Source organism: Deinococcus koreensis (assembly GCF_002901445.1).
GTDB classification, from domain to species: Bacteria; Deinococcota; Deinococci; order Deinococcales; family Deinococcaceae; genus Deinococcus; species Deinococcus koreensis.
Genome location: NZ_PPPD01000004.1, coordinates 1 through 21,623, shown reverse-complemented (window position 1 = coordinate 21,623; position 21,623 = coordinate 1). Strand labels below are relative to the sequence as shown.

The 21,623-nt window shown below is 69.5% G+C and carries 21 protein-coding genes; 9 read left to right on the top strand and 12 right to left on the bottom strand.

Going from position 1 to position 21,623, the window contains the following annotated elements:
- Window positions 1–16 precede the first annotated feature (16 nt).
- Window positions 17–943 carry an ABC transporter permease gene (locus tag CVO96_RS19415; protein ID WP_243398524.1) on the top strand — a complete coding sequence of 309 codons (927 nt, stop codon included), beginning with the start codon at window positions 17–19 and terminating at the stop codon, window positions 941–943.
- Between the two features lie 43 nt (window positions 944–986).
- Here the strand turns inward: CVO96_RS19415 and CVO96_RS19410 are convergent, their stop codons facing one another.
- Window positions 987–1,736 (bottom strand): DeoR/GlpR family DNA-binding transcription regulator, encoded by a 750-nt coding sequence (locus tag CVO96_RS19410; protein WP_103314125.1) that lies wholly within the window; start codon window positions 1,734–1,736, stop codon window positions 987–989.
- Window positions 1,737–2,093: 357 nt separating this feature from the next.
- A complete protein-coding gene (locus CVO96_RS19405; protein WP_103314237.1) occupies window positions 2,094–3,062 on the bottom strand; it encodes an AraC family transcriptional regulator in 969 nt (322 codons plus the stop codon).
- Window positions 3,063–3,297: 235 nt separating this feature from the next.
- Between CVO96_RS19405 and CVO96_RS19400 the strand changes: the two genes are divergently transcribed.
- Together CVO96_RS19400 and CVO96_RS19395 are read left to right on the top strand one after the other, a co-directional pair.
- A complete protein-coding gene (locus CVO96_RS19400; RefSeq protein ID WP_103314124.1) occupies window positions 3,298–4,041 on the top strand; it encodes an SDR family oxidoreductase in 744 nt (247 codons plus the stop codon).
- On the top strand, window positions 4,025–4,933 hold the full coding sequence (locus CVO96_RS19395; protein WP_207795392.1) for an SDR family NAD(P)-dependent oxidoreductase: 909 nt from the start codon (window positions 4,025–4,027) through the stop codon (window positions 4,931–4,933). Before CVO96_RS19400 ends, CVO96_RS19395 begins: the two co-directional genes overlap by 17 nt.
- A 134-nt stretch (window positions 4,934–5,067) precedes the next feature.
- On the opposite strand, the gene CVO96_RS19390 is transcribed toward CVO96_RS19395, so the two are convergent.
- The 3 genes from CVO96_RS19390 to CVO96_RS19380 form a co-directional block, all read right to left on the bottom strand.
- Window positions 5,068–6,561, bottom strand: coding sequence for a tripartite tricarboxylate transporter permease (locus CVO96_RS19390; RefSeq protein ID WP_103314122.1), 1,494 nt, complete (start codon window positions 6,559–6,561; stop codon window positions 5,068–5,070).
- Window positions 6,561–7,076, bottom strand: a complete 516-nt coding sequence (locus CVO96_RS19385) for a tripartite tricarboxylate transporter TctB family protein (RefSeq protein WP_103314121.1) — start codon at window positions 7,074–7,076, stop codon at window positions 6,561–6,563. The genes CVO96_RS19390 and CVO96_RS19385 overlap by 1 nt, the downstream gene beginning before the upstream one ends.
- Before the next feature lie 75 nt (window positions 7,077–7,151).
- Window positions 7,152–8,099 (bottom strand): Bug family tripartite tricarboxylate transporter substrate binding protein, encoded by a 948-nt coding sequence (locus CVO96_RS19380; protein ID WP_103314120.1) that lies wholly within the window; start codon window positions 8,097–8,099, stop codon window positions 7,152–7,154.
- 204 nt (window positions 8,100–8,303) lie between these two features.
- On the opposite strand from CVO96_RS19380, the gene CVO96_RS19375 reads away from it, so the two are divergent.
- Both CVO96_RS19375 and CVO96_RS19370 read left to right on the top strand, forming a co-directional pair.
- The gene (locus CVO96_RS19375; RefSeq protein ID WP_103314119.1) at window positions 8,304–9,920 is read left to right on the top strand and encodes an ATP-binding protein; all 1,617 of its coding nucleotides are present in this window, start codon (window positions 8,304–8,306) and stop codon (window positions 9,918–9,920) included.
- Window positions 9,917–10,663 (top strand): response regulator transcription factor, encoded by a 747-nt coding sequence (locus CVO96_RS19370; protein ID WP_103314118.1) that lies wholly within the window; start codon window positions 9,917–9,919, stop codon window positions 10,661–10,663. Before CVO96_RS19375 ends, CVO96_RS19370 begins: the two co-directional genes overlap by 4 nt.
- 216 nt (window positions 10,664–10,879) lie before the next feature.
- On the opposite strand, the gene CVO96_RS19365 is transcribed toward CVO96_RS19370, so the two are convergent.
- The 3 genes from CVO96_RS19365 to CVO96_RS19355 are packed head-to-tail and all read right to left on the bottom strand — an operon-like array spanning window position 10,880 to window position 13,060.
- Window positions 10,880–11,533 (bottom strand): PepSY-associated TM helix domain-containing protein, encoded by a 654-nt coding sequence (locus CVO96_RS19365; protein ID WP_103314117.1) that lies wholly within the window; start codon window positions 11,531–11,533, stop codon window positions 10,880–10,882.
- Window positions 11,511–12,068: a DUF2271 domain-containing protein gene (locus tag CVO96_RS19360; RefSeq protein WP_103314116.1), complete on the bottom strand. Its 558-nt coding sequence runs from the start codon at window positions 12,066–12,068 to the stop codon at window positions 11,511–11,513. Before CVO96_RS19360 ends, CVO96_RS19365 begins: the two co-directional genes overlap by 23 nt.
- Entirely contained in the window at window positions 12,065–13,060 is a 996-nt protein-coding gene (locus CVO96_RS19355; protein WP_243398523.1) for an FAD:protein FMN transferase, read from the bottom strand. The genes CVO96_RS19360 and CVO96_RS19355 overlap by 4 nt, the downstream gene beginning before the upstream one ends.
- 404 nt (window positions 13,061–13,464) lie before the next feature.
- Between CVO96_RS19355 and CVO96_RS19350 the strand changes: the two genes are divergently transcribed.
- Complete coding sequence (locus CVO96_RS19350; protein ID WP_103314114.1) at window positions 13,465–13,872, top strand: hypothetical protein; 408 nt, start codon at window positions 13,465–13,467, stop codon at window positions 13,870–13,872.
- A 223-nt stretch (window positions 13,873–14,095) separates the two neighbouring features.
- On the opposite strand, the gene CVO96_RS19345 is transcribed toward CVO96_RS19350, so the two are convergent.
- Complete coding sequence (locus tag CVO96_RS19345) at window positions 14,096–15,700, bottom strand: diguanylate cyclase domain-containing protein (protein WP_103314113.1); 1,605 nt, start codon at window positions 15,698–15,700, stop codon at window positions 14,096–14,098.
- Window positions 15,701–16,608: 908 nt separating this feature from the next.
- On the opposite strand from CVO96_RS19345, the gene CVO96_RS21185 reads away from it, so the two are divergent.
- The 3 genes from CVO96_RS21185 to CVO96_RS19335 are packed head-to-tail and all read left to right on the top strand — an operon-like array spanning window position 16,609 to window position 18,303.
- Window positions 16,609–16,851: a hypothetical protein gene (locus CVO96_RS21185; protein ID WP_165795456.1), complete on the top strand. Its 243-nt coding sequence runs from the start codon at window positions 16,609–16,611 to the stop codon at window positions 16,849–16,851.
- Between the two features lies 1 nt (window position 16,852).
- The gene (locus CVO96_RS19340; protein ID WP_165795455.1) at window positions 16,853–17,692 is read left to right on the top strand and encodes an FAD:protein FMN transferase; all 840 of its coding nucleotides are present in this window, start codon (window positions 16,853–16,855) and stop codon (window positions 17,690–17,692) included.
- The gene (locus tag CVO96_RS19335; RefSeq protein ID WP_133161868.1) at window positions 17,689–18,303 is read left to right on the top strand and encodes a ferric reductase-like transmembrane domain-containing protein; all 615 of its coding nucleotides are present in this window, start codon (window positions 17,689–17,691) and stop codon (window positions 18,301–18,303) included. The genes CVO96_RS19340 and CVO96_RS19335 overlap by 4 nt, the downstream gene beginning before the upstream one ends.
- 804 nt (window positions 18,304–19,107) lie before the next feature.
- Here CVO96_RS19335 and CVO96_RS19330 read toward each other — a convergent pair.
- The 3 genes from CVO96_RS19330 to CVO96_RS19320 all read right to left on the bottom strand — a co-directional run.
- Window positions 19,108–20,427, bottom strand: coding sequence for a HupE/UreJ family protein (locus CVO96_RS19330; RefSeq protein ID WP_207795391.1), 1,320 nt, complete (start codon window positions 20,425–20,427; stop codon window positions 19,108–19,110).
- A 17-nt stretch (window positions 20,428–20,444) separates the two neighbouring features.
- Complete coding sequence (locus tag CVO96_RS19325) at window positions 20,445–20,984, bottom strand: hypothetical protein (protein ID WP_103314110.1); 540 nt, start codon at window positions 20,982–20,984, stop codon at window positions 20,445–20,447.
- Between the two features lie 10 nt (window positions 20,985–20,994).
- Window positions 20,995–21,623 (bottom strand): DUF3500 domain-containing protein (locus CVO96_RS19320; protein ID WP_133161867.1); only part of this gene is annotated, 629 nt, incomplete at its 5' end.

Sequence of the window (21,623 nt, the reverse complement as noted above, 5' to 3'; positions counted from 1 at the left end):
TGCTGGCCGCGCTGCCATGATCGAGCGTCTGCGGGAGGCCGGCATCCTGGCCATCCTGATCCTGGGCGCCGTGGCCTTCAGCTTCACCGTCCCGTCCTTTTTCTCCGTCGACAACGCCATCACTGGCATTGGTCTGAGCGCGGCCATCAACACCATCGTCGCCATCGGCCTGACCTACGTGATCATGACCGGCGGCATCGACCTGTCCGTCGGCTCCACGGCCGCGCTCTCGGCCGTGATCGGCGCCGACCTGATGCAGCGCGGCCTGCCGCCGCTGGTGGCCATCCTGGCCGCACTCGCGGTCGGAGCGGTTGCCGGACTCGTCAACGGGCTGCTGATCACCCGCGTGCAACTCGCGCCCTTCATCGTCACCCTCGGTACCATGACGTTCTACCGCGGGCTGGCGCTCTCGTACACGAACGGTCAACCGATCCTCTCCCTGCCTGACAGTTATAAACAGTCACTGGGCGGCACCGTCCTCGGACTGCCGATTCCACTGCTCGCGGCCCTCGCTCTGGTCGCCGCTTTCTCCCTGATCCTCAAATTCACCAAAACCGGGCAGTACATCCTGGCCATCGGCGGGAACGCCGAGGCGGTGCGGCTCAGCGGCATCAACGTCGACCGCTTCATCACCCTGACCTACGTCATTTCCGGCGTGCTGGCGGCCTTCGCGGCCTTGATCCTGATCGCGCAGCTGGGTGCGGCCGAGCCGATCCTCGGCAACGGCTGGGAACTGAGCGCCATCGCCGCGGCGGTCGTCGGCGGCACCAGCCTGTCGGGCGGCAAGGGCAACGTGGTCGGGGCGCTGCTCGGCGCGCTGCTGCTGAGCATGCTGCAGAACGTCCTGACCCTGCTCGGCGTTCAGGCCTTCTACCAGTTGCTCGCCACCGGGCTGATCATCATCGGGGCCATGGTCATCGATCGCTACACCCGCGGACGCTGAGCCAGTGGCGTCAGCGGGGCCACTCGCAGAGAGTGTCCCCGCGTCACACCAGGCTCAGTTCGACACCGGACTCCTTGAGCCAGCCGAACTTCCGGCTGCCACGATCCGAGACCACGCGCTCCACCCGATCAAGGGCGCAGACCTGCGTCATGGCGCGCCAGCCGAACTTCGTGTGGTCGGCGAGCAGGAGCGTTCGGGCGCTGGCGTCCACCGCCAGACGCTTGACGGTCGCCTCCTCAATGACGGCGTTCGAGACGCCGCGCTCGTCGACCGCGTGCGCGCCCATCAGGAACACGTCGGCCCGCAGGCCGCGGAGCTGCTCTTCAGTCCACGGGCCGGTGATGCTGAACGAGTTGCTGCGCACGCGCCCGCCCAGCAGCAGCACTTCGGTTTCGCCAACCGCCAGCGCCTGGGCGGCGGGCAGATCCAGGGTGATGGCGGTGATCGGCCGGCCCGCCAGGCGCCGGGCCACCTCCAGAATGGTCGTGCCCGCATCGAAGATCAGGGTTGAGCCGTCGGTCACATGGGCCGCCACGTAATCGGCAATCGCCCCCTTCTCGCTGGGCATCCGCACTGACTTGGCCGCAAAGGCAGGCTCTCGGGTCAGGCTGCGCTGCAGCCGCACCGCGCCGCCGTGTGTCCGGGCGAGCAGGCCACGTTCGGCCATGCCCTGCAGATCCCGCCGGATGGTCGCCTCGGAGACGCCTACCTTCTCCGCGATCTCTTGAGTCAGCAGGGTCTCGTGAACCTCCATCAGATCGAGGATGCGCGTTTGACGTTCGAGTGGAAGCATATGAGCAAATCATACGCACATTCAATCAACAAAGTGGGACGTGCTTTCACTGCACGCTGTTCGCTCCGTGAGCGGAGGAGAAGTACAGGCGATGTGCCGGCCGGTTCCCTCAGTAGAGGAAATGTGTTGTGGGTGTCAGGGTGCGCTTCGTCCAGGGTCACCAAACTATTCACCCCCGGGGATCAGATGTTCGAAGAGGATTGGGCCGTCGATCCGGGGGATGAGCCTCTTTGGCATTCTCGGCGGCACCACCGTCGAGTGTGAGGCCACCCTACGGGATCTCAATCGAGGGTGCGGGCGCCCTCATCGGAACCGGCGATTAGGGCTGATGGCACGGCTGGCCATCTCCGAGCACGTTCACGCGGACGCGGCCGATCCTGCCGGCGAGGCACTTCCGGGAAACTCGCCTGAAGGATCGACACCGTACCAGCGGGAAACATCCTGCCGGGGGGACGCGCCGAAGAGTCGGCGGTACTCACGGCTGAACTGAGACGGGCTGTCGTAGCCCACCAGGGCCCCGGCGCGGGTGACATCAGCCTCCCCGTTCAGGAGCAGACGGCGTGCTTCCTGAAGGCGCAACCGTTTCTGAAACTGCAGGGGACTGAGGGATGTCACCGTTTTGAAATGGTGATGGAAGCCGGACACGCTCATGTGCACGTCCCTGGCCAGGTGCTCAATCCGCAGTGGCCGGTCAAACTCCCGCACCAGTCGCTCAATGGCAGTGGAGATCCGATAGGTCTGTCCGGCCGTCTGAACCATCGCCCGCAGGCGCCCGCCCTCCGGGCCGACCAGTAACAGGTAACTGAGCTCGCGGAGAATCAGCGGCGCCAGGGCCGGGATGTGCTGCGGCATGTCGAGCAAACGAACCAGTCGCAGCACGGCGTCGTTGACTCCTGGTTCGAGGGCCGTCACCGCCAGACCGGATTGCCCCCCCGCCCCTGGCGCCGCCGGAGACTCCAGCGCCAGGGAAGCGATCAGGGCGGGATCGAGATCGACGTGGAGCGCCAGGTGAGGGCACTCGGACGACGCCTCCAGAATCTGCGCCGTGATGGGCAGGCTGACGGACACCAACAGCAGGTCGTCCGGGCCATACGCCATCGAGGCCGACCCCTGCTGAACGAGTTTGCGGCCCTGGGCAACCAGGCAGACGGACGGCGTGTAGACCGTGTGCACCGGCTGCGACCGTGCATGTGCCCGGTACAGGTGCAGTCCGGGCACCGCCGTGGCCTGAAGGCCAGGAGCGGTGGCGTGACGGGCGAGCAGCCCTGTGAGCTCCGCGCCTGGGGTGGGTGCCGTGTGGGAAGGAACGCGCTCGGAGCCCGACATCCCCACATCCTTCCGCCTGCGCAGCGAGTCGATCGCCCCCGAGATCACCTTTGTCGCCCTGATGTAACAGGATCAGGCAAGTTTTCTCCAGCATTGCGCTATTCGTGGTGGCGGCCTGTGCGGGAGAGTGTGCAGGCAGGAACGTGAAGGAAACCCCTTCGGATTCTGCTGCCCCACACCCACTGGCGCCGACAATTCTGTCGAGTTCCATCGCCCGTGTCTGGAGAAACCTGCTATGACTCACTCCACCCATCCCGCCCGTGTGGCCATCGTGACCGGCGGATCCCGCGGCATTGGCCGTCAGAGCGCCGAGCGCCTTGCGGCCGACGGCCTGGCGGTCGTGATCGCCTATGCCAGCAACGATCAAGAAGCGCAGAGCGCCGTGGCCGCGATCCAGACGGCCGGTGGCCTCGCCACTGCCGTCAAGGTCGACGTGTCCGACGAGCAGGCCGTCGCGCAGCTGTTCAGTGCCACCGAGCAGACCTACGGTGGCGTCGACGTCGTCGTTCATGCAGCGGGTATTATGATCCTGAAGCCCCTCGTCGAGTTCAGTGCGGATGATTTCGACCGGATGCACCGGGTCAACGTCCGTGGCACCTTTCTGGTCAATCGGCAGGCGACCCGCCGGATGCGCCCGGGTGGGGCAATCATCAACTTCTCCAGCTCGGTGGTCGAATTGGCGCTGCCTACCTATGCCCCGTATGCCGCCACCAAGGGTGCGGTGGATGCCCTGAGCCGCGTTCTCGCCCGGGAGATGCGGGGCCGGGACATCACTGTGAATGCCGTCGCGCCCGGCCCCACCGCCACCGACCTGTTCCTGGACGGCAAGGATGCGGCTACCATCGACCGGATGGCGAAGATGAATCCGCTGGAGCGGCTGGGCACCCCGCAGGACATCGCCGAGGTCGTGTCGTTCCTGGCGGGCCCGGGGCGCTGGATCAACGGTCAGGTCATCCTCGTGAATGGCGGGGCGGTCTGAGATGGCGCAGGTCATCGTCATCAGCGGCGCAGGCAGCGGCTTCGGCGCGCTCACCGCACGCGCCCTCGCCGACTCGGGGAACATCGTCTACGCGGGCATCCGGGAAACCACGGGGCGAAATGCCGGGCGCGTCCAGGAGGCCCAGAACTACGCCCGGGAGCACGGCGCCCACCTGCGAACCATCGAACTCGACGTCAGCTCGCAGGACTCCGTGGACTCGGCCGTCGCCCAGATCATCACCGAGGCTGGACGGCTCGACGTGGTCATCCACAACGCCGGGCACATGGTGAACGGCCCCACCGAGGCCTTTCTCCCTGAGCAACTCGCGCAGGTGTACGACACCAACGTGCTGAGCACCCAGCGGCTGAACCGCGCGGCCCTGCCCCATCTGCGGAAGCAGGGTCATGGGCTCGTGCTGTGGGTGGGCAGCTCCAGCACCCGGGGCGGCACCCCGCCCTACCTGGCCCCGTACTTTGCGGCGAAAGCGGCGATGGACGCCTTGGCCGTCAGTTACGCGGCAGAACTGGCCCGCTTCGGGATCGAGACCAGTATCGTGGTGCCTGGCTCGTTTACCAACGGCACCAACCACTTCGCCAGTGCAGGAACACCCGCCGACGAGCACAGGGCGTCCCAGTACGAGGAGCGGTATCCGGGTCTGTTGGCTTCAGTGGCCCAGAGGTTGGCGCAGTTGGCGCCGCCGGATGTGGACGCTTCCCTGGTCTCGAACGAGATCGCGCGGATCGTGGCGCTGCCCGCTGGTCAGCGCCCCTTTCGCAGCCATGTCGATCCCGCGAACGATGGTTCGGAGGAAGTGAGCGCTGTCGCCGACCGCGTCCGTCTGGAGTTCCTGACCCGCGTCGGGCTGGCCGACCTGCTGCGCCCGGCCCCCTAGATGCCCACCACGTCATCCACGGGTGTAGGGAGGAAGCACCACTCCCACCTCACTGAGCCCTCCGCCGCGAACGGGGCAGAGTGTGGGGGCCTGGCGTCTGACAGCACCCGGTGCGTCGTCCTTCCGACCCCCACTCAGGAAGGATGGACGCGCCGCGCGCGCACTCGCAGCGCGGTAGGAACCACGAGGGCGACCAGGACAGCCAGCAGCAGCAGGGCCGTCAGGGGCTGGCGCACGACGATCCCGAGATCCCCGTTGCTCTGCTGCAGCGCCGTGCGGAACAGGGACTCGGCGCTCGGCCCCAGCACCACGCCGATGATCGCGGGCGTGACCGGAAAGTCGAAGCGGCGCATCAGGTAGCCGACCACGCCGAAGCCAGCGAGCAGGAACAGGTCGAACACGGAATTGTTTAGGGAGTACACGCCCACCGTGCTGAACACCAGGATGCCCGCGTATAGGAAGGGGCGGGGAATGAGCAGCAGCCGGGCCCAGACGGGGGCCAGCGGCAGGTTCAGCAGCAGCAGCATGACGTTGCCGATGTACAGGGACGCGATCAGCCCCCACACCAGATCGGCGTTGGTGACGAACAGCAGCGGCCCGGGCTGCAGCCCGTACTGCTGGAAGGCGGCCAGCAGGATCGCGGCGGTCGCGCTGGTCGGCAGGCCCAGGGTGAGCAGCGGCACCAGCACCCCGGCGGCGGACGCGTTGTTCGCCGCCTCTGGCCCGGCCACGCCCTCGATGGCGCCCTGGCCGAACTCCTCCGGGTGCGTGCTCAGGCGTTTTTCCAGGGTGTAGCTCAGGAAGGTGGGAATCTCCGCACCGCCGGCGGGAATCGCGCCGAAAGGAAAGCCCAGGGCCGTGCCCCGCAGCCAGGGCTTCCATGACCGCCGCCAGTCCTCGCGGGTCATCGACGCCCCGCCCCGCAGCTGGATCACGTCCTGGGACTTGCGGTAGCGGCTGGCGACATACAGCGTCTCACCGATGGCGAAGAGGCCGATCACCACCGTGATGAAGTCGATGCCGTCGAGCAGTTCCGGACGGCCCACGGTGAAGCGCGCCTGGCCGCTCTGCAGGTCGGTGCCCACCAGTCCCACCGCGAGGCCGAAGAACAGGCTGATCAGGCCGCGCAGGGGCGAGCCCCCGAAGGTGGCTGAGATGGTCACGAAGGCCAGCAGGATCAGCGCGAACTTCGCCCCCGCCGGGATGGTCACGGCGATATCGGCGAGGGCCGGCGCGAAGAAGGTCAGCAGCACCGTGCCGATGGTGCCGGCGATGAACGAGCCGATGGCGGCGGTCGCCAGTGCGGCGGCCGCCCGGCCCCGGCGCGCCATCTTGTTGCCCTCCAGCGCCGTGATGATGCTGGCCGATTCGCCCGGGGTGTTGAGGAGGATGGAGGTGGTCGAGCCCCCGAACATCCCGCCGTAATAGATGCCCGCGAACATGATGAAAGCGCTCACGGGCGGCAGTTGGGCGGTCACCGGCAGCAGCAGCGCCACCGTCAGGGCCGGCCCGATCCCGGGCAGCACGCCCACCAGCGTGCCCAGCGTCACGCCGATTAGCGCCCACAGCAGGTTCAGGGGGCTCAGGGCGGTCTCGAAGCCGCCGAGCAGGGACGTCAGGGCCTCCATTACAGCAGTCCCTTCAGCACGCCGGCCGGCAGGTTCAGTCCCAGACCGCGCGTGAAGACCACGAAGGTGATCCCCGCGACCAGCAGGGCGACCCCCGCGGTCAGGCCGAAGCGGCGTTCCCCGAAGGCAAAAGCCACGCTGAAGTACATCAGGGCCGTGCCGGGCACGAAGCCCAGCGGCGAGAGCAGCAGCGTCCCCAGCAGGAACCCGCCCAGGACGATCGCGGGCGCCTTCAGGTCGGCCGGCGCGCCGGGATCGGTGTCTTCTTCAACTGCCGGCTCGGCCCGCTCGCCCCGCAGCGTCAGCGCGGTGAGCCACGCGCCCAGGGCCAGCGTGCCCAGCGAGACGATCAGCGGGAACACGCGCGGGCCGACCACCGCGTTGATGCCGAAGGGAATCTGAAAGGTGCCGTACAGCAGCAGGGCGCCCAGCAGCGTGACGCCCAGGGCCACCAGCAGGTCGGGACGGCTCAGGCCACGGGGCGAGGCCGGCGGGGGAGGGGAGGGGTCGGACATAAGGGCTCCTCGGGAATCGGGACGGGACAGGAGAACGGGGCGGGCCTCCGGTGCGCCCGCCCCGCGCCAACCGGCTTACTTCACCAGGCCGATGTCCTGCAGCACGCCCCGGACGCGCACCGCCTCCAGCTTCAGGAAGACGTCGAATTTGGAACCGCTCATGTACAGATCCGACCAGTTGCGGGTCTTGAGGGTGTCCTTCCAGGCTTTGGACGCGTGCATTTTGTCCAGCGCGGCGACCAGTGTCGCCTTCTCCGAGGCGCTGATGCCGGGAGGGGCCACAATGCCGCGCCAGTTGGCGAGCTCCACGTTAAAGCCCTGCTCCTTGAAGGTAGGCGCGTCGATCCCCGCCTGCCGCTTGCCCGAGGAGATCCCGATGGCGCGCAGTTTGCCGGCCTTGATCTGGGCCTCGAACTCGCCGTAGCCCGCGACCCCCGCCGCCACCTGGTTGCCCAGCACGGCCGCCAGGGTCTCGCCGCCGCCGCTGAAGGGCACGTAATTCATTTTCTTCGTGTCCACGCCGACGGACTTGGCCAGCAGGCCCACCAGCATGTGGTCGGTGCCGCCCGCGCTGCCGCCCGCCACGGCCAGGCCGGCGTTGCCTTTCCAGGCAGCCGCGAAGTCCTTCATGGACTTGTAGGGTGAGCTGGCAGGCACGACCATGACCTCGTACTCGCCGGTCAGGCGGGCCAGCGGGGTCACGCGGGAGAGGTCGACCTTGCTGGCGTTGGTCAGGATCGCGCCCACCATCACCAGCCCCATAGTCATCATCTGGTTGCCGTCGCCCTTGGCGTTGTACAGCTGAGCCAGCCCGATCGTGCCGCCCGCGCCGGGCACGTTGAAGACCGTCACCGCTTTGGCGATGCCCTCGTCCTGCATCACGGTCTGGATGGCGCGGCTGGTCTGGTCCCAGCCGCCGCCGGGTGCGGCGGGCGCCATGATGCGAACCGCTCCCTGGGCCAGGGTCGAGGGGGTGAGCAGCAGCAGGGCCGACAGGGTCAGGGCCGATATCTTGACGTTCATGGTGAACCTCCGGGTGGGGCGCCAGCAGCGCCCTGAGGGTGAGTTGTGATTGCCCGCTCAGCCTACGCGCCCTCCCCCCCCGGGATCAAGGCTAGAGTCCCGCTAGCACGGCATTTTTGCGTGATCAGAATGCACAGCCGTGAACACAATGCACGCAAGGGTGACCCGGGGCCCCGGGCGGGTTCTACAATCGGCTCACCTCCTATGGCTGCCCTGATCCCTGCCGGCTTGCGCCCGCCCCGTTCCGGGCTGCAACGGCGACTGGTGCGCTGGCATCTGCTGGTGCTGGGCGCCATGACGGTGCTGCTGCTGGCCGTCCAGACCGTCCACCTGTATACGCAGTCGCGCGAGCGGCTGGGCGAGCGGGCCATGACCGCCAGCCGCCTGGTGGCGACCCTCCCGGAAGTCATCCGGGCGGCCGAGCAGGGCGTACAGAACGCGCAGGTCAATGCCCGGGTGAACGCCCTGCGGGCCCAGGCCGAAGCGGATTTCATCGTGGTGGGGAACCGGCAGGGCATTCGCCTGGCGCACCCGATCCCCGATCGCCTGGGCAAACCTATGGAGGGCGGGGACAACCCGGGGCCCCTGGCCGGCCGGGAGGTCATCTCGGTGGCGCGGGGCTCGCTCGGTGTGTCTGTGCGCGGCAAGGTGCCGGTCTGGGCTGGCGGCGTGGTGGGGGGCCAGGTCGTGGGGGTGGTCAGCACCGGCTACCTGATGCCGCAGGCCTGGCATCTGGTCGGGGCGGCCCTGGTCAGCCTGCTCCCCTGGTTCCTGCTCGCCCTGGCCCTGGGCACCCTGGGCGCGGTCGGGGCCGCCCGGCGGCTGCGGGCGGAAATTCTGAACCTGGAACCTGAGGAGATCGCGGCCCTGGCCCGCCAGCAGCGCGCGGTGCTCTCGGCGCTGCGCGAGGGGGTGATCGCCGTGGACGTGTCCGGAGACGTGACCCTGATCAGCGACCGCGCCGCCGAGGCGTTGGGACACGCGGCACTGCCGGTTCCATTGAGCGCCCTGTGGCCGGAACTCGCGGCCGTGACCCGGGGGGGAGGGGGGCTGCGCCAGCAAAACCTCGAACTCACACGGCTCGGCCAGCCCTTCCTGGTGAACCTCGAACCGCTGGACGGCGGCGGCTTCATCGCCAGCTTCCGGGATCGGGCCGAGGCCCTGGCCCTGGCCGACGAACTGACCCACGCACGCGGTTTCGTGGACGTGCTGCGCGCCCAGACCCACGAGTACCAGAACCGCCTGCACGTGCTCTCCGGTCTGCTGCAACTGGGCCGGCACGACGAGGCCCTGCGCGTGCTCAACGCCGAGATCCGTGCCGACGCCGAGTTCCGCTCCCTCCTGCGCGACGTCCAGGTGCCCCGGCTGGTCGCGCTGCTGGCCGGCAAGCGCGAGCGGGCGCAGGAACTGGGCATCGACTTCCAGGTCGCCGAGGGCAGCGCCCTCTCACCCCTGTGGGAGCGGCACGCCGACACGCTGGTCACGGCGGTCGGGAACCTGACCGAGAACGCCTTCGAGGCGTTGGGTGGGCAGCCGGGCCAGGTCACCGTGTTGATTGGTGAAGATCCGGAGGGCGTGCAGGTCGAGGTCGAGGATTCCGGCCCCGGCGTGCCGGGGGCGCTGGCCGGGCGCCTCTACACCCGGGGCGCGAGCTCGAAGGGGGAGGGCCGAGGCTATGGTCTGGCCGGCGTCATGGCCCGCGTCCAGGCGCTGGGCGGTCACATCCGGCAGACGCGCCGGGCGGGACGCACGGTGTTCCTCGTGTCCCTGCCGTCCCCCCTCCCCACGGCCCTGCCCCCACCGGCTGACCTGGGCCCATGAGTCCCCCGCCCCAACGCCCCGATGTTCGCGTGCTGCTGGTCGAGGACGACTCCCGGGTGGCCCGCGTCAACCGGGAACTGCTGGAACGCGATCCCGGGGTGCACGTGGTCGGCAGCGCGGCCAGCTGCGCTCAGGGGGACGCGCTCGCTCAGGCGCTGGCGCCGGATCTGATCCTCCTGGATGTGCAGCTGCCCGACGGCAGTGGGCTCGGCCTGCTCCGCCACTGGCGGAGCGTGGGCCGCACCACGGACGTGGCCCTGATCACGGCCGCCGACGACGAGGCCAGCGTGCGGCTGGCCCTCGCCCACGGCGCCTTCGACTACCTGATCAAGCCCTTCACCGGCGCCCGGCTGGCGGAACTCGTGGCCCGGCACCGGACGCGGCGCACCCCACCGGCGACCCGGCCGCCCGCGCGGCTGGATCAGGCGGCCCTGGATCGGCGGCTGGGGGTACCGACGACGGGGGAACAGGGCCGGGGCGACGGCCCCCTGCCGCGCGGCATCGACGCGCACACCCTGGAACGGGTCGCGCAGGCCCTGCAGGTGGCCGGCCCCGGCCGCAGCGCCGAGGACGTGGGCGATCGGCTGAACCTGAGCCGGGTCACGGCGTGGCGCTATCTGGAGTATCTGGTGCGGTGTGGCCGGGCCCGACTCGATCACCAGTACGGTCTGCCGGGCCGCCCGGCCAAGCTCTATCACGCCGACGAGGCCGCGCCGCTGGAGAGCGGGGACGCGCCGGACTGAGCGCAGTCGCCGGGGCGGGCCCGCTCTGGGAGGGAGCGGGCCGCCGGGCCAGGGGGCCCCTTCATCCAGCCGGTACCCCCAGGCGAGCACGCGTCCGAACCGCGTGCGGGTCGTGGCACCCACGGGCCCGACATGACGCCGATGGACGGCACTCAGGCCGCTGGTGGAGACGGTTCTGCACGGCATCCATCTCAGGGCCGTCACTGAGTCTCCCCCTCAGGCCACGGCGTGCCAGGCCAACACCAGCACCAGCACGGAGGCCACTCCCATGACGCCCAGCGCCTGCGCCCGGGTCTTTTTCAGGTACAGCAGGATACCGATGCCCGTGAAGGCGACGAGCGCGAGCACGCCGCCGCTCAGGTCGATCACCCACTTCCAGGCTGTGCCGGCGTCCCGGCCCCGGTGCAGGTCGTTGATGACCGCCAGACCGCCCTGCTGCAGCACGTTCGCCGTATACCTACCGGTGGCCGTGTCGATGAAGACGTCCGCGGCGTAGCCCGGCCCCAGGAACGAGAGGCTGGCCTCCTGGCCGTCCACCCGTGTGTCCCCGGCCCGGCCCCTGAGGTGCTGACTGGCGCGCAACTCCTCAGCGACCGTGAGCCAATCGACGGCACCTTTCGTGATCCAGCCACTCGGCAACGTCCCCGTGACCTCCGACTTCACCTCCCCCGTGCCGAAGACCCAGTCGGGGTGATTCAAGGTGATGCCGGTCAGCGCGAAGAACAGCACCACGAGCAGGCTGATCATGGACGTGTAGGTGTGCAGCCAGCGGAGGGTGACGTGCGTCGACGCCGCGCGGGAACGGCCACGCCGCCGGGGCGCCGCGGCGGCGCCCTGGGCCTGACCCTCAGGCGGCGCCGAAGCGGACACTCACGCCCTCGATGTCGTTGTTCGTCCCTAGCGACCGCGTGAACGGGGACGATCCCACGGTGAGCTTCTCGCGCACCAGGCTGTAGGGGCCGTGCTCCCGGGCGGTTTCCACGATCACGTAGTAAGCCCCCTGCGCGACCAGCGCGCCCTGGTCGTTCTTGCCGTCCCAGGCCACCGCGTAGGTGCCGGGATTGCGGGTGGCCGAGCTGACGGTGTCCACCAGCCCGGCATTCAGGCGTGTCCAACGGCGCAGTTCCGCGAGCCAGCGGGGATTGCGCCGGGTCTGCTGCACCCAGACGGTCAGGGTACGGACGGCGGCCCCCTGGGCATCCTCGATGTACACGGCCACGTAGGGCCGCTTGACGCGGCCCCCCGCCTGGGTGGCGACAGTGAAGGTGACGTCCAAGGTCTGGCCCGCCCGCCAGCGGGCCGGGGCGGACGCGTTGGCGGCGAGGGCGGGGGTGAGGCGGCCGAGCGTAAGGGCGGCCGCGCTGGCGGCGAGGGAGCGGAGCACGGAACGTCGGGTGGGGGTCATGGGTGTCTCCTGGGGGGTGAGCTCAGTAGAGGTCGGGGGTCAGGGGGCCAGCCCGGGCTGAGCAGACGCTCACCATGGGCGGTCACGAGCAGGGCGCTGCAGCCCGGCTGGTTGCCGAGGAGCGTGAGCCCCTGCGCTGCCGGCAGCACGCTAAGGATGGTGGCGAGGGCGTCCGCCGTGGCGCAGTTGGGGGCCCGCACGGTCACGCCAGGCGTGGCCGTGACTGGCTGGCCTGTCCGGGGATCGAGCACGTGGGAGTACCGCACGCCGCGGATGACGTACCCGCGGTGGGCGCGCCCACTGCTGGCCAGGGCGCCAGATCTGACGCGTACCCGGGCCACCGGGGGCGCGTCGTCGCGGGGGGTGCGGGGATCGGCCACCGTGACCGTGATGCCCCGTCCACCGATGGTGCGCAGGTCGCCCCCGACGTTGACCAGCACACTGCGCACGCCAGTCTGTGCAGCCATGACCTCGGCCATGCGGTCGACGATGACCCCCTTGGCCAAGGCGTCTAGGCCCATCGCGTAGCGGGCGTGCAGGGTGGCGCTGCCGTCCTCGTGCAGCGTCCAGGGATCAACCTGAAGCGCGGTGACCAGGGCGGCGAGTTGGGCGGGTGGTGGGGGTTCGCCCCGCGATTCCGCAGTCCTCCACAGCGCGCCCAGGGCGTCAGCGCCCGGATGAAACGCCCCGCCACTCCAGTGCCGCCAGTGGTCGGCCTGTCGCAGCACCTCCCGGAGATCCGGGCTCAACACGCGGCGCTCGCCCGGGCGGCTCAGCCAGCGGCGCCACTCGCTGGCCTCGTCGAACCGGCTGAAGACGGTCGCCAGGCGGTCGAGTTCGTCCAGGCCCGCCGTCTCCGCCTGCGCGGCGTGTGCGGCCGTCTGCGCGATCACCTGGAGTTCCACCTCGGTGCCCAGCAGCCGCTCGTAGACCGAGTGGCGGCGGACAGGGGGACGCAGAGCACGCAGGACAGGGAGCAGCAACGGACGCACGCGGCGCAGTCTGCCGGGAGGGTGTAAAGACCGTTTTAAGACGGCGCTCCCCCTCGTCCCCGACCCCACCGGCTCCACGGCATGCCGTGGACAGCACGGCGTGCATCTGACTTCCTCCCACTGGCACGTTTCTCGCCCAGGGCCCGGCTCCATTTCGTGTCAGCGAGGTTCCGCGCAAGAAGAACCTGGTGCGCGGGTCATCGGTTCGAACTGGGACGTTAGGTCACCAGGTGGATCCCGTGAACCGCCCGTTCAGGCCGGCAGTGGCCTACACCGGCTGGGCATCCAGGCGTCTTCACACCATCTGCATACCCTCACCACACCGTCTGCATGAGCTCCAGGCACCTTGTGGTCAGCGCCAGACGACCCCCGTCCGGATCGACCTCACCCCAAGGAGAACCCCCATGATCAAGTCCCTGCTCAGCACCCTGACCGCCCTGACCCTGACCGCCGGAGCCGCCTTTGCCGCTCCTTCCGCCGTGCTGCCGGTGACCGCGATGAGCGATGAAGGTATGGCGTACACCGAGCTGTACACCGAGAGCTCCTGGATGGCGCTGGACGTGCCGGGAAGCGCCCTCCAGGGGGCTCAGCTCTCCTCGTTGAGTCTCGACGTCTCCGGGCTACCCACAGGAACCACCGTCACGCTCGATGACGTCACCGCGCTGGGTGAGGACGTCCTGCTGCACGTCACCGTGGCACGGGCCTCAACCGAGCAGTTCGTCAACGCCCTGGCGACGATCAACGTGAAATCAGGCGACGAGATCGTCGCGACCCTGAGCATTCCCGTGATCGGCGCTGCATCGGCGGAGTGACACGGAACACTCAGGGCCGGTCATCCGGCAGCTTACGAAAGCAGAGAGCGTCCAGACCCCGTATTCCGGGGTCTGGACGCTCTCTGCTGGCACCGAGGGGGCATGGGGGATCCAGTGCCCGCCGATCTTCAGTCCCCCACGCAGGGGCGCCTGATGCACGCAAGCCCGTCACCTTGAACATGCGGTCAGCCAACGTCTGCGCGAGAACGCGCTCGGTGCCGTCTCAGTGTGTGGCGTGGGCACGGCCGGGAGACTTGCGCCGGCGCTTGTCCACGTACATCCGCTCGTCGGCCAGGCGCACGGTGTCTTCCAGACCCAGGCCGTCCCCAGGGAAGCTGGCACAGCCCGCGCTGGCTCCACCCGTAGCAAAGCCCTGGCGCCGCAGGTGCGCCGCGGCTTCGGCCACCCGGGCCAGGAGCCCTGCATGGTCGTCGTGCGCGCCGTTGTCCAACACCACCGCGAACTCGTCCCCACCCAGCCGGTAGACCCGGTCGTCCTGACGGAACGTCGCTCGCAGGGCCCGGGCGAATCCCCGCAGCAGCGCGTCACCGCCCTCGTGGCCCTGGGTGTCGTTGACTGCCTTGAGTCCGTCGAGATCGAGCATAACCACGGTAAGGCCGGACGGGTGGTGCCCCGGGTGCCTGGCGAGCGCCTGCAGATCGCGTTCGAACGCCCGGCGGTTGGCCAGCCCGGTGAGTGCGTCACTCAGGGCGGCGGCCTCCACTTCCTGCAGGTAGACGCGGCGATTCAGGGCGACCGTGACCGTCCGTGCGGCCGCCTCGAACAGGTCGCGGTCGTCTGCTGTCCAGGGCTGCGCCGTTAGGCGGGCGCCGGTCAGCACATACTGGGTCTCACCGGTCGCGCCCAGGGGCACCCAGGCCAGGCCACGCAGGCCAGCCGTCACCAGCTCGGGCCGGGCGCCAGGCTGCTGGGCGTACTCGTCAACAAACCGGCTCTGTCCGCTGTGCAAGACGTCCCAGACCACCCCTTCCCCCGGACGGGGGGGCTGATTGAGGCGTGCGAGCACGGCGCCCGGCAGTGTGGGATCGGCGTACGCACAGGCGACCTGCGTCCGGTGGGCGGTGATGATGCCCAGTCCGGCCCAGTGCAGGCCGCTCGTGCGGGCCACGATGGCGGTGGCCTGATGGGCCACAGTCTCGGGCGGGAGGGGAGAGTCGGTCAGCGCCGAGACCTGCAGCAGGGCCTGGGCGTACGCCGCTTGCCGCGCGACGGCCTGGCGCTCGGCACTCAGGCGGATCATCAGGTCGCGGTTGCGCCGCTCCAGAGGCCGGAAGACGAAGAACCCCAGCCCGCTCAGGAGCAGCAGCACCAGGCTGACGCGCAGCCACGAAAGCACCTGTATCCGGCGGATCACCGTGTCACTCCGGTGCTCATCAAGGGACACGGCGCGCTCCAGGCCCTTCAGGAGGGGCCCGCGGGCCTGAACGATCAGGAAGACCACGTCCGGATGGTTCGGGCGGAGCTGCTCCAGCGGTGTCCTCAGCACGCGGTGCGCGGCCGCCGTAAAGGCCTGTACACGTGTGTTGAGATCATCCGAATACAGCCGTCGCACCTCCGGGAAGAACCCGGAGGTGTACAGGCCCGAGTCGGGGTCGGCCAACCGGGCATGGTTGGCCGCAAAGAGGCTGAGCGAGGCGCGCAGGTCGCTCAGACCGCGTGGGTCGTGACTGGTGGCGGCGTGCTCGGCGTCCCCGGAGATGCGGATGGCCAGCATACGCTGGCGACCAGCCGTGTTGACCAGGGAGGCCGTGGCTGCTGTGGCCTGCACCTGTACCGAGAGCAGCACGTTCGAGGCAATGCTGAGCAATCCGAGGATCAGGAGGGTAATCAGGTATGTTCGCCGCAGTTTAAGGGCTCCACGGTCGGCGGCCGGGAGATCAGGTATCGGGCGGGTGGGCACGCCTCAGGCTGATGGCCAGCGTGGCACAGCGGTCTTTCACGCTGAACCCCGGACGTGTGAAACCCGGCACATTGACCAGTGTAACGGTCAGCCTCCGCGGCCCCAGGCGGATCGGTCACATGGGTGATATCAGCGCGCCCGGGCCGTGGAGGCGCCATATCCGGAAGTGTCCAGGGCGGGCGCCGCATATGTGCGAGGCCCGGTGGATGGGTACACGGGCATCCTGCACGGTTTGGTGAGCGAAGACCCCCTGGCTCGCGGCGGTGCCGCTGAGGCACGTCATCCTGAGCATGGGGCCGAACTCGTCCGGGCACCCGATCGCGGGGCGCGCCCGGCCTGTAGGCGAAGGTGGGCGCGCCCATTTTCCGAAACGAGCAGCAGGGAACGGGGTCTGTCACCGGGCAGCCCACCGGAATCACCTGGTGGCCTGCGAACAGGGCACCGCCGCGCCCGTTTCCACGCTGGCGGCGCTCATCCCTGAATGACGCCTGATCCCGGCGGCAGTTTCCAGCGCCTCCTGTACAGCGCTGCGGGCAGCGGGCACAGCGCCCCCATACTGCTGGGCTGGCCCGGAGGCCAGAGCTGCCCGACTGAAATGAGATCTGGCCGTCAAGCGTCTTCCAACGATCCATGGTGGGAGCTGAGGGCTGAGCTCACGGGACGGACATGGCGTTCCACGCATCCGCTCCTTTGGCCCTGTTGTCCCTCTCTGCACACCCTCTACCCGTCGGCTGAACACACCCCACCTAGGGTGTCCCCAGGAGGCCCGCCACGCTGACCGCAGGGCAGACCCGGCGCGCGGTGGGAACACACCCATGACCACACCCAGACGCTTTGACGCGCCGCGCGCCCTGCGCACCCTGCTCCTCGTGGGCAGTGGTCTGGTCGGCGGCCTGACCCTGCATGCCCTCAGCAGCCCGGCCCCCGCTGCGGCGGACGTGGCCCCGGCGGCCGACGACCCCACGGTTCAGGCGCAGACTGACTCGGAAGTGGACACCCCCTGGAACACCCCTCAGGATGCCGCGCCGGCCGTGGTCGGCCGCACACGGGGCAGCTGAAATGCGCCCTGAACCGACCCTGGAAGCGAGCGCCCTGGGCACGCAGCTGCAGGCCACCGGCCCCGGCGCCGCGCTTGCGGTGGGGGAGGTGCTGCGGCTGGAAACGGTGCTGACGCGCTTCCGGGCCTCGCCACTGTCCACCCTCAACCGTGAGGGTTATCTCTTCAACCCGCCCATCGAACTTGTTCTCGCTGTGCAGCACGCCCTGGATGTCGAGCGGCAGACCGGCGGCCTGATCACCCCCACGGTGCTGGGCGCCCTGCGTGCGGCCGGCTACGACGCCGCGCCGGGCTCAGCGCCTGGAGAGCTCGTCACCGTCCCGGGCTGCCTCGGCATTGACTGCTCTACACACGAGGTGCGGCTCCCGGCCGGTGTGATCCTTGATCTGGGCGGCACCGGCAAGGGCTGGATCGCCCAGCGTGCGTCGCGTGTTATGCACGGCGCCTTCGTGCTGGACGCCGGGGGAGACATGGTGATCCAGCATACCCGTCCGGTCGCCGTCGAGATTGAACATCCTTACGGTGGGCCGCCCGGGCGCCTCCATGTGCCGTCCGGGCGCCATGGCGTGGCCACCAGCAGCGTCCTGAAGCGGGCCTGGCCCGGTGGCCATCACCTTATCGACCCGCGCACGGGCCGGCCTCTGGAGTCCCGCTTTGTCCAGGCCACAGCCCTGAGCACAGGGATCCTGAGCGCTGAGGTGCTCGCCAAGCTGGCGCTCTTCGGCGAAGACGCCCTGAACGCCTACGAGGCACACCTGGGACTGCGCCCTTCACTCTGGGCCTACGACGCTGTGGGGCAGCTGTGGACGCGCGCCCCGGCAGGCTGGGAGCAGGCCGCGTGAGGGCGCTGACGCCGGACAATGAGCGCCGCGTGGCCGCGCTGCTGGCGGGCTACGGCGGGCTGTACCTGGCGTGCTGGATCGGCCTGGGCCCGGCTACCCTCGCCTGGAGCCTGAACCGGGCGCTGGGCGTCACCGCCTACCTCGCGCTGGCGCTGGGCGTCACGCTGGGTGCCCTATTGGGCAGCCGGCTCGCGCCCCCCTGGCTGGCCCGCGCCGCGCAGGCGGGCTGGCACAGCCTGCTGACGACCTCCGCCCTGGTGCTGGGCACCGCCCACGGCCTGATGCTGACTGTCGACCGGCAGGACGCCCAGCCCCTCCAGGCGGTGCTGATCCCAGGAGCGTCCGAGGTGCTGCCCTTCGCGGTCGGCCTGGGCACCCTGGGCGCCTACGCGCTGCTCCTCGTCTGGGGCTCCACCGCGCTCCGGGCCCGCCTCTCACGCCGCGTCTGGCACGGCCTGCACCTGCTTGCCTACCCAGCCTTCGCGCTCCTCACCTGGCACGGCCTCGCGGCAGGCTCCGACCCCCTGGGCGGAATGTACGCGCTGGCGGGGGCGGGCGCCGCGCTGACGTTGGTCGCGCGAGTGCGTGAAGAACGCCGCCGTGTCCGGTAACCACCTGCCGGCTGAACACGGATGCCCCGGGCCTTCCAGGGGACGCTGTCCTGGAAAATCCAAGCGAAATCGCTCTCGCCGGTGGCTTTGAAAGTGCCTACCCCACAGCCGCCCGTATCCACCGAATCCACCCGGTCGACCGGACAGCAGGTCATTGAATAGGCCGGGGAGCGCACCGGGCGTGCCCACGAGTGCGGGACAACTCACCACAGTGCTCGTGACGCAGGCGAGCACCCCACAGGCGCAGGCCCAACACCGCGACTCGCCGCTGCGCCACTCCTCTGCGAGTGCCCTCTCTGGGAGAGGACATGGGGCGGATCCCCTCCATCGTCCAGGCACCTTTCGCCGAGCAGATGCGCGCCGTTTCCGCAGCTCTCCAGTGCTGGGGCACCGTGCCGTATGGACGCGGGGCGGGTGGGCGCGCCTCCTCGGCCTGGCCAGTGCTGACCAGAGAGGTCTGGTGTTCGCGCACAGCGACCTCCGTAGGGGCTCCGTCCAGACGGCCACCCTGCGCGGAGTTGCCCTGCGCCAGACCACCCTGCGCAGCGCCGACTGCCAGGTAAGGGAGTCGAGGAGTGGGAAGCGGCCGGGAGGGGCGCACGTGGTGCGGGGCCACGCTGCATGGGGTCAACCTGACCGGCGCCGTGAACCTGGCCCGGTCATGCTGGCGGGGGCAACCACCGACGCCTGGACGCCGTGACCTCAGAGCGTGTCGCTTCCAGCCGCCGCAGCGACTCAACCGCCATGAAGCCCTGTCCCCGCCGCAGCGCAGCGCGTCCCTGCCTGCCGCAGCCCACCTGCGATTCAGGCGCGTGGAGGGGTGCGCCCCGTCCGGCCCCGGGCAGCGCCCGCAACGGCGAGGGCAGCCAGGCCCAGCAGCACCCAGGGGCCAGCAGTGCCCAGGGCGTCGGCCAGGGCGCCCAGCGGGTTGGTCAGCCCCAGTCGGTCGCCCAGCCATCCCAGCGAGGCGAGCGCGGCCACCGTGGCGCCCAGGATGCGCACCGGCGGATACAGCCGGGTCGGCGCCAGCACCATCAACCACGGCATCGTCACGGCGATGACCAGGAGCTGCATCGCCTCGATGCCGAGGTTGAAGCCCAGCAGGCTCAGGGCCGTCTGCCACGGGCTGAGGTTCAATTCGGTCAGCGTGTAGGAAAACGCCAGGCCATGAATCAGCCCGAAGCCGCCGGCCACCAGTAGTTCACGCCCCGGGAAGATCGGCCGCAGCGCGTGCACGGCCGAGACCAGGATCGAGAAGGCGATCAGGGCCTCGATGGGTGCGTCCGGCACCTGCACGATCCTCAACGTGCCCAGCAGCAGGGTCAGCGAGTGGCCGGCCGTGAACGCCGTAGTGATCTTGACAATATTCAGCAGGGAGCGCCGCGTGCCGCCAAACCCTGCCCAGCGCCGCCGGGCGACAAGTAGCGGGGCCGGTAGCAGCAGGGTCAGCAAGAACAGCAGGTGGTCGGTTCCTTCGGCGATGTGGCGGATGCCGAGCGTGAACATACCCGTAAAGCCCGCCCAGGCACTGCCCTCCTGCGCATTCACCGGCAACAGCGGTACCTGCCCGGTTCGCGGGTCGGCGCGGATCACGCCCACCTCAACGTTTTCATTTCCGCCCTCGTTGTTGAGCCCCCGCGCCCAGTCGCGCCGAACCGACACGAGCACCGAGTGCGCGGGCACCTCGCGCACGATCGCGTCGTACTGCAGGCTGAAGGTGCGCGCACTGGCGCTGGTGGGGGGCGTGAGACGCGCGGGCACCACGAATTCCTGATATGGGCCGCCAGCCGTCTGCTGCGCGGCCGACAGCGTGGGCTCGCCCAGGGTAACCGTCCACGCCGCGCCCGCCGAAGAAAAGGCCTTCAGGTGGCTGGCAAGGTACGCCCGAACCTTTTCGCCGTACTGGGCCAGGGCCTGAGGGTTGTTCACCAGCGTCCAGCCCGTCGCCGCCTGGAGTTCGTTCAGCGGCAGCGCAAGGTCGGCCGAGACAGAGCCGTCGTGCAGATCCAGTTGCACCGTGGTCGTGGGCATCGGGTGGGCCAGGGCGCGGCCCGGCAGGAGGCACAGGAGGAGCAGAAGCGCCCAGGTCAGCGGGGGAAAGGTGTCGGAGCGGCGTTGAATCATGGGGTCACCTTCCGGGATCAGGAGCGGCCGACTTGGAAGTTGACACTCAGGCCGCGCCCAGCGCTCGTGTGCTGCTGGTCAGTCACGCCATACGTCCAGCCCGACCCCGGCAGCAAAAAGATGTTGGCAATGGGCTGGCTCTTGGCCGGCGCGTAGCGGTTGACGTAGCTCAGCGTGTGCGCGCCGGTGCGGTCGGGGCGCGCGGCCGTGGCGTAGATCTTGATGGAGTCGCCCGCCGTTTTCAGGTTCTGGTAGCCCGGTACCTGAACCTCGTCCAGCGTCCAGGTCAGGGTCTGGCCGTCGACAGTCAGCGCGGACTGCGCGAGCACCCGGCGTGCGTAGGTGCTCGCCTCGGCCGATGTGACCTTGCCGTCGGCGTTGGGATCGAGCGCCGCGAGCACCTTGCCCGCCACCAGCGGCCCCGGCGAGAGGTTCAGCTCCAGCAGCACCTTGCCCGGCGCGAGGCTCAGGTAGGCGGCCTGCACGACCTCATCCAGCGGGTGCGCGCCGGCGGTGCCCAGCAGCAGGGCGAGGAGGGTGGGGACGGCGCGCTTCACGGGCCCGGCCTCACTTCGTCCACGCCGCGCCGTAGTCGTTGCCCGGCTCGCGGTACATGTTGTGCAGATGATTGGTGGCGTCCCCGCCCATCGACTGCGGCGAGAACTCGATGACGACCGTGGGCCCGGTGATGCGGTAGTACGCCGAGCCGGCGTTCGCCGCCGTGGCCGGGCCATACCAGGCGAAATACGTCTGGTCGAGGTTCTTCTGGATCGCCGCCAGCTTGGGCGCGGCGTCGTCGGCGTTCAGGATGTTGAGGCGATCCTTGATCAGGGCCAGGAGCTGAGTCTTCTGGGCGGCCGTCATGGCGCTGCCGGGCAGGCCCTCGGGTTGCAGGGTCTTGCCGTCCTGACCTGGCCCCAGGACGAGGTCAATCCGGTTGGTGCCGATGACCGCCTTGGCCTGTTGTGCAGCGCTCAGGCCCTGAAGCAGCGTGGAAGCATCCCTGACTTCTTGAGGCACCTTCTCCACGACGGTGACCGTCTTGCCACTCTGGGTGGTCGTGATGGGCTGCCCACCGGTCAGGCTGGGCGCCAGAGTGATATTGGCTCCCGCAACCGTGGCGTTGATCGCCAGGTGGTGCCCACCGAACTGCAGCGTCCAGGCCGCAGTGCCCGAGGGCGTGCCCAGGAAGGCGA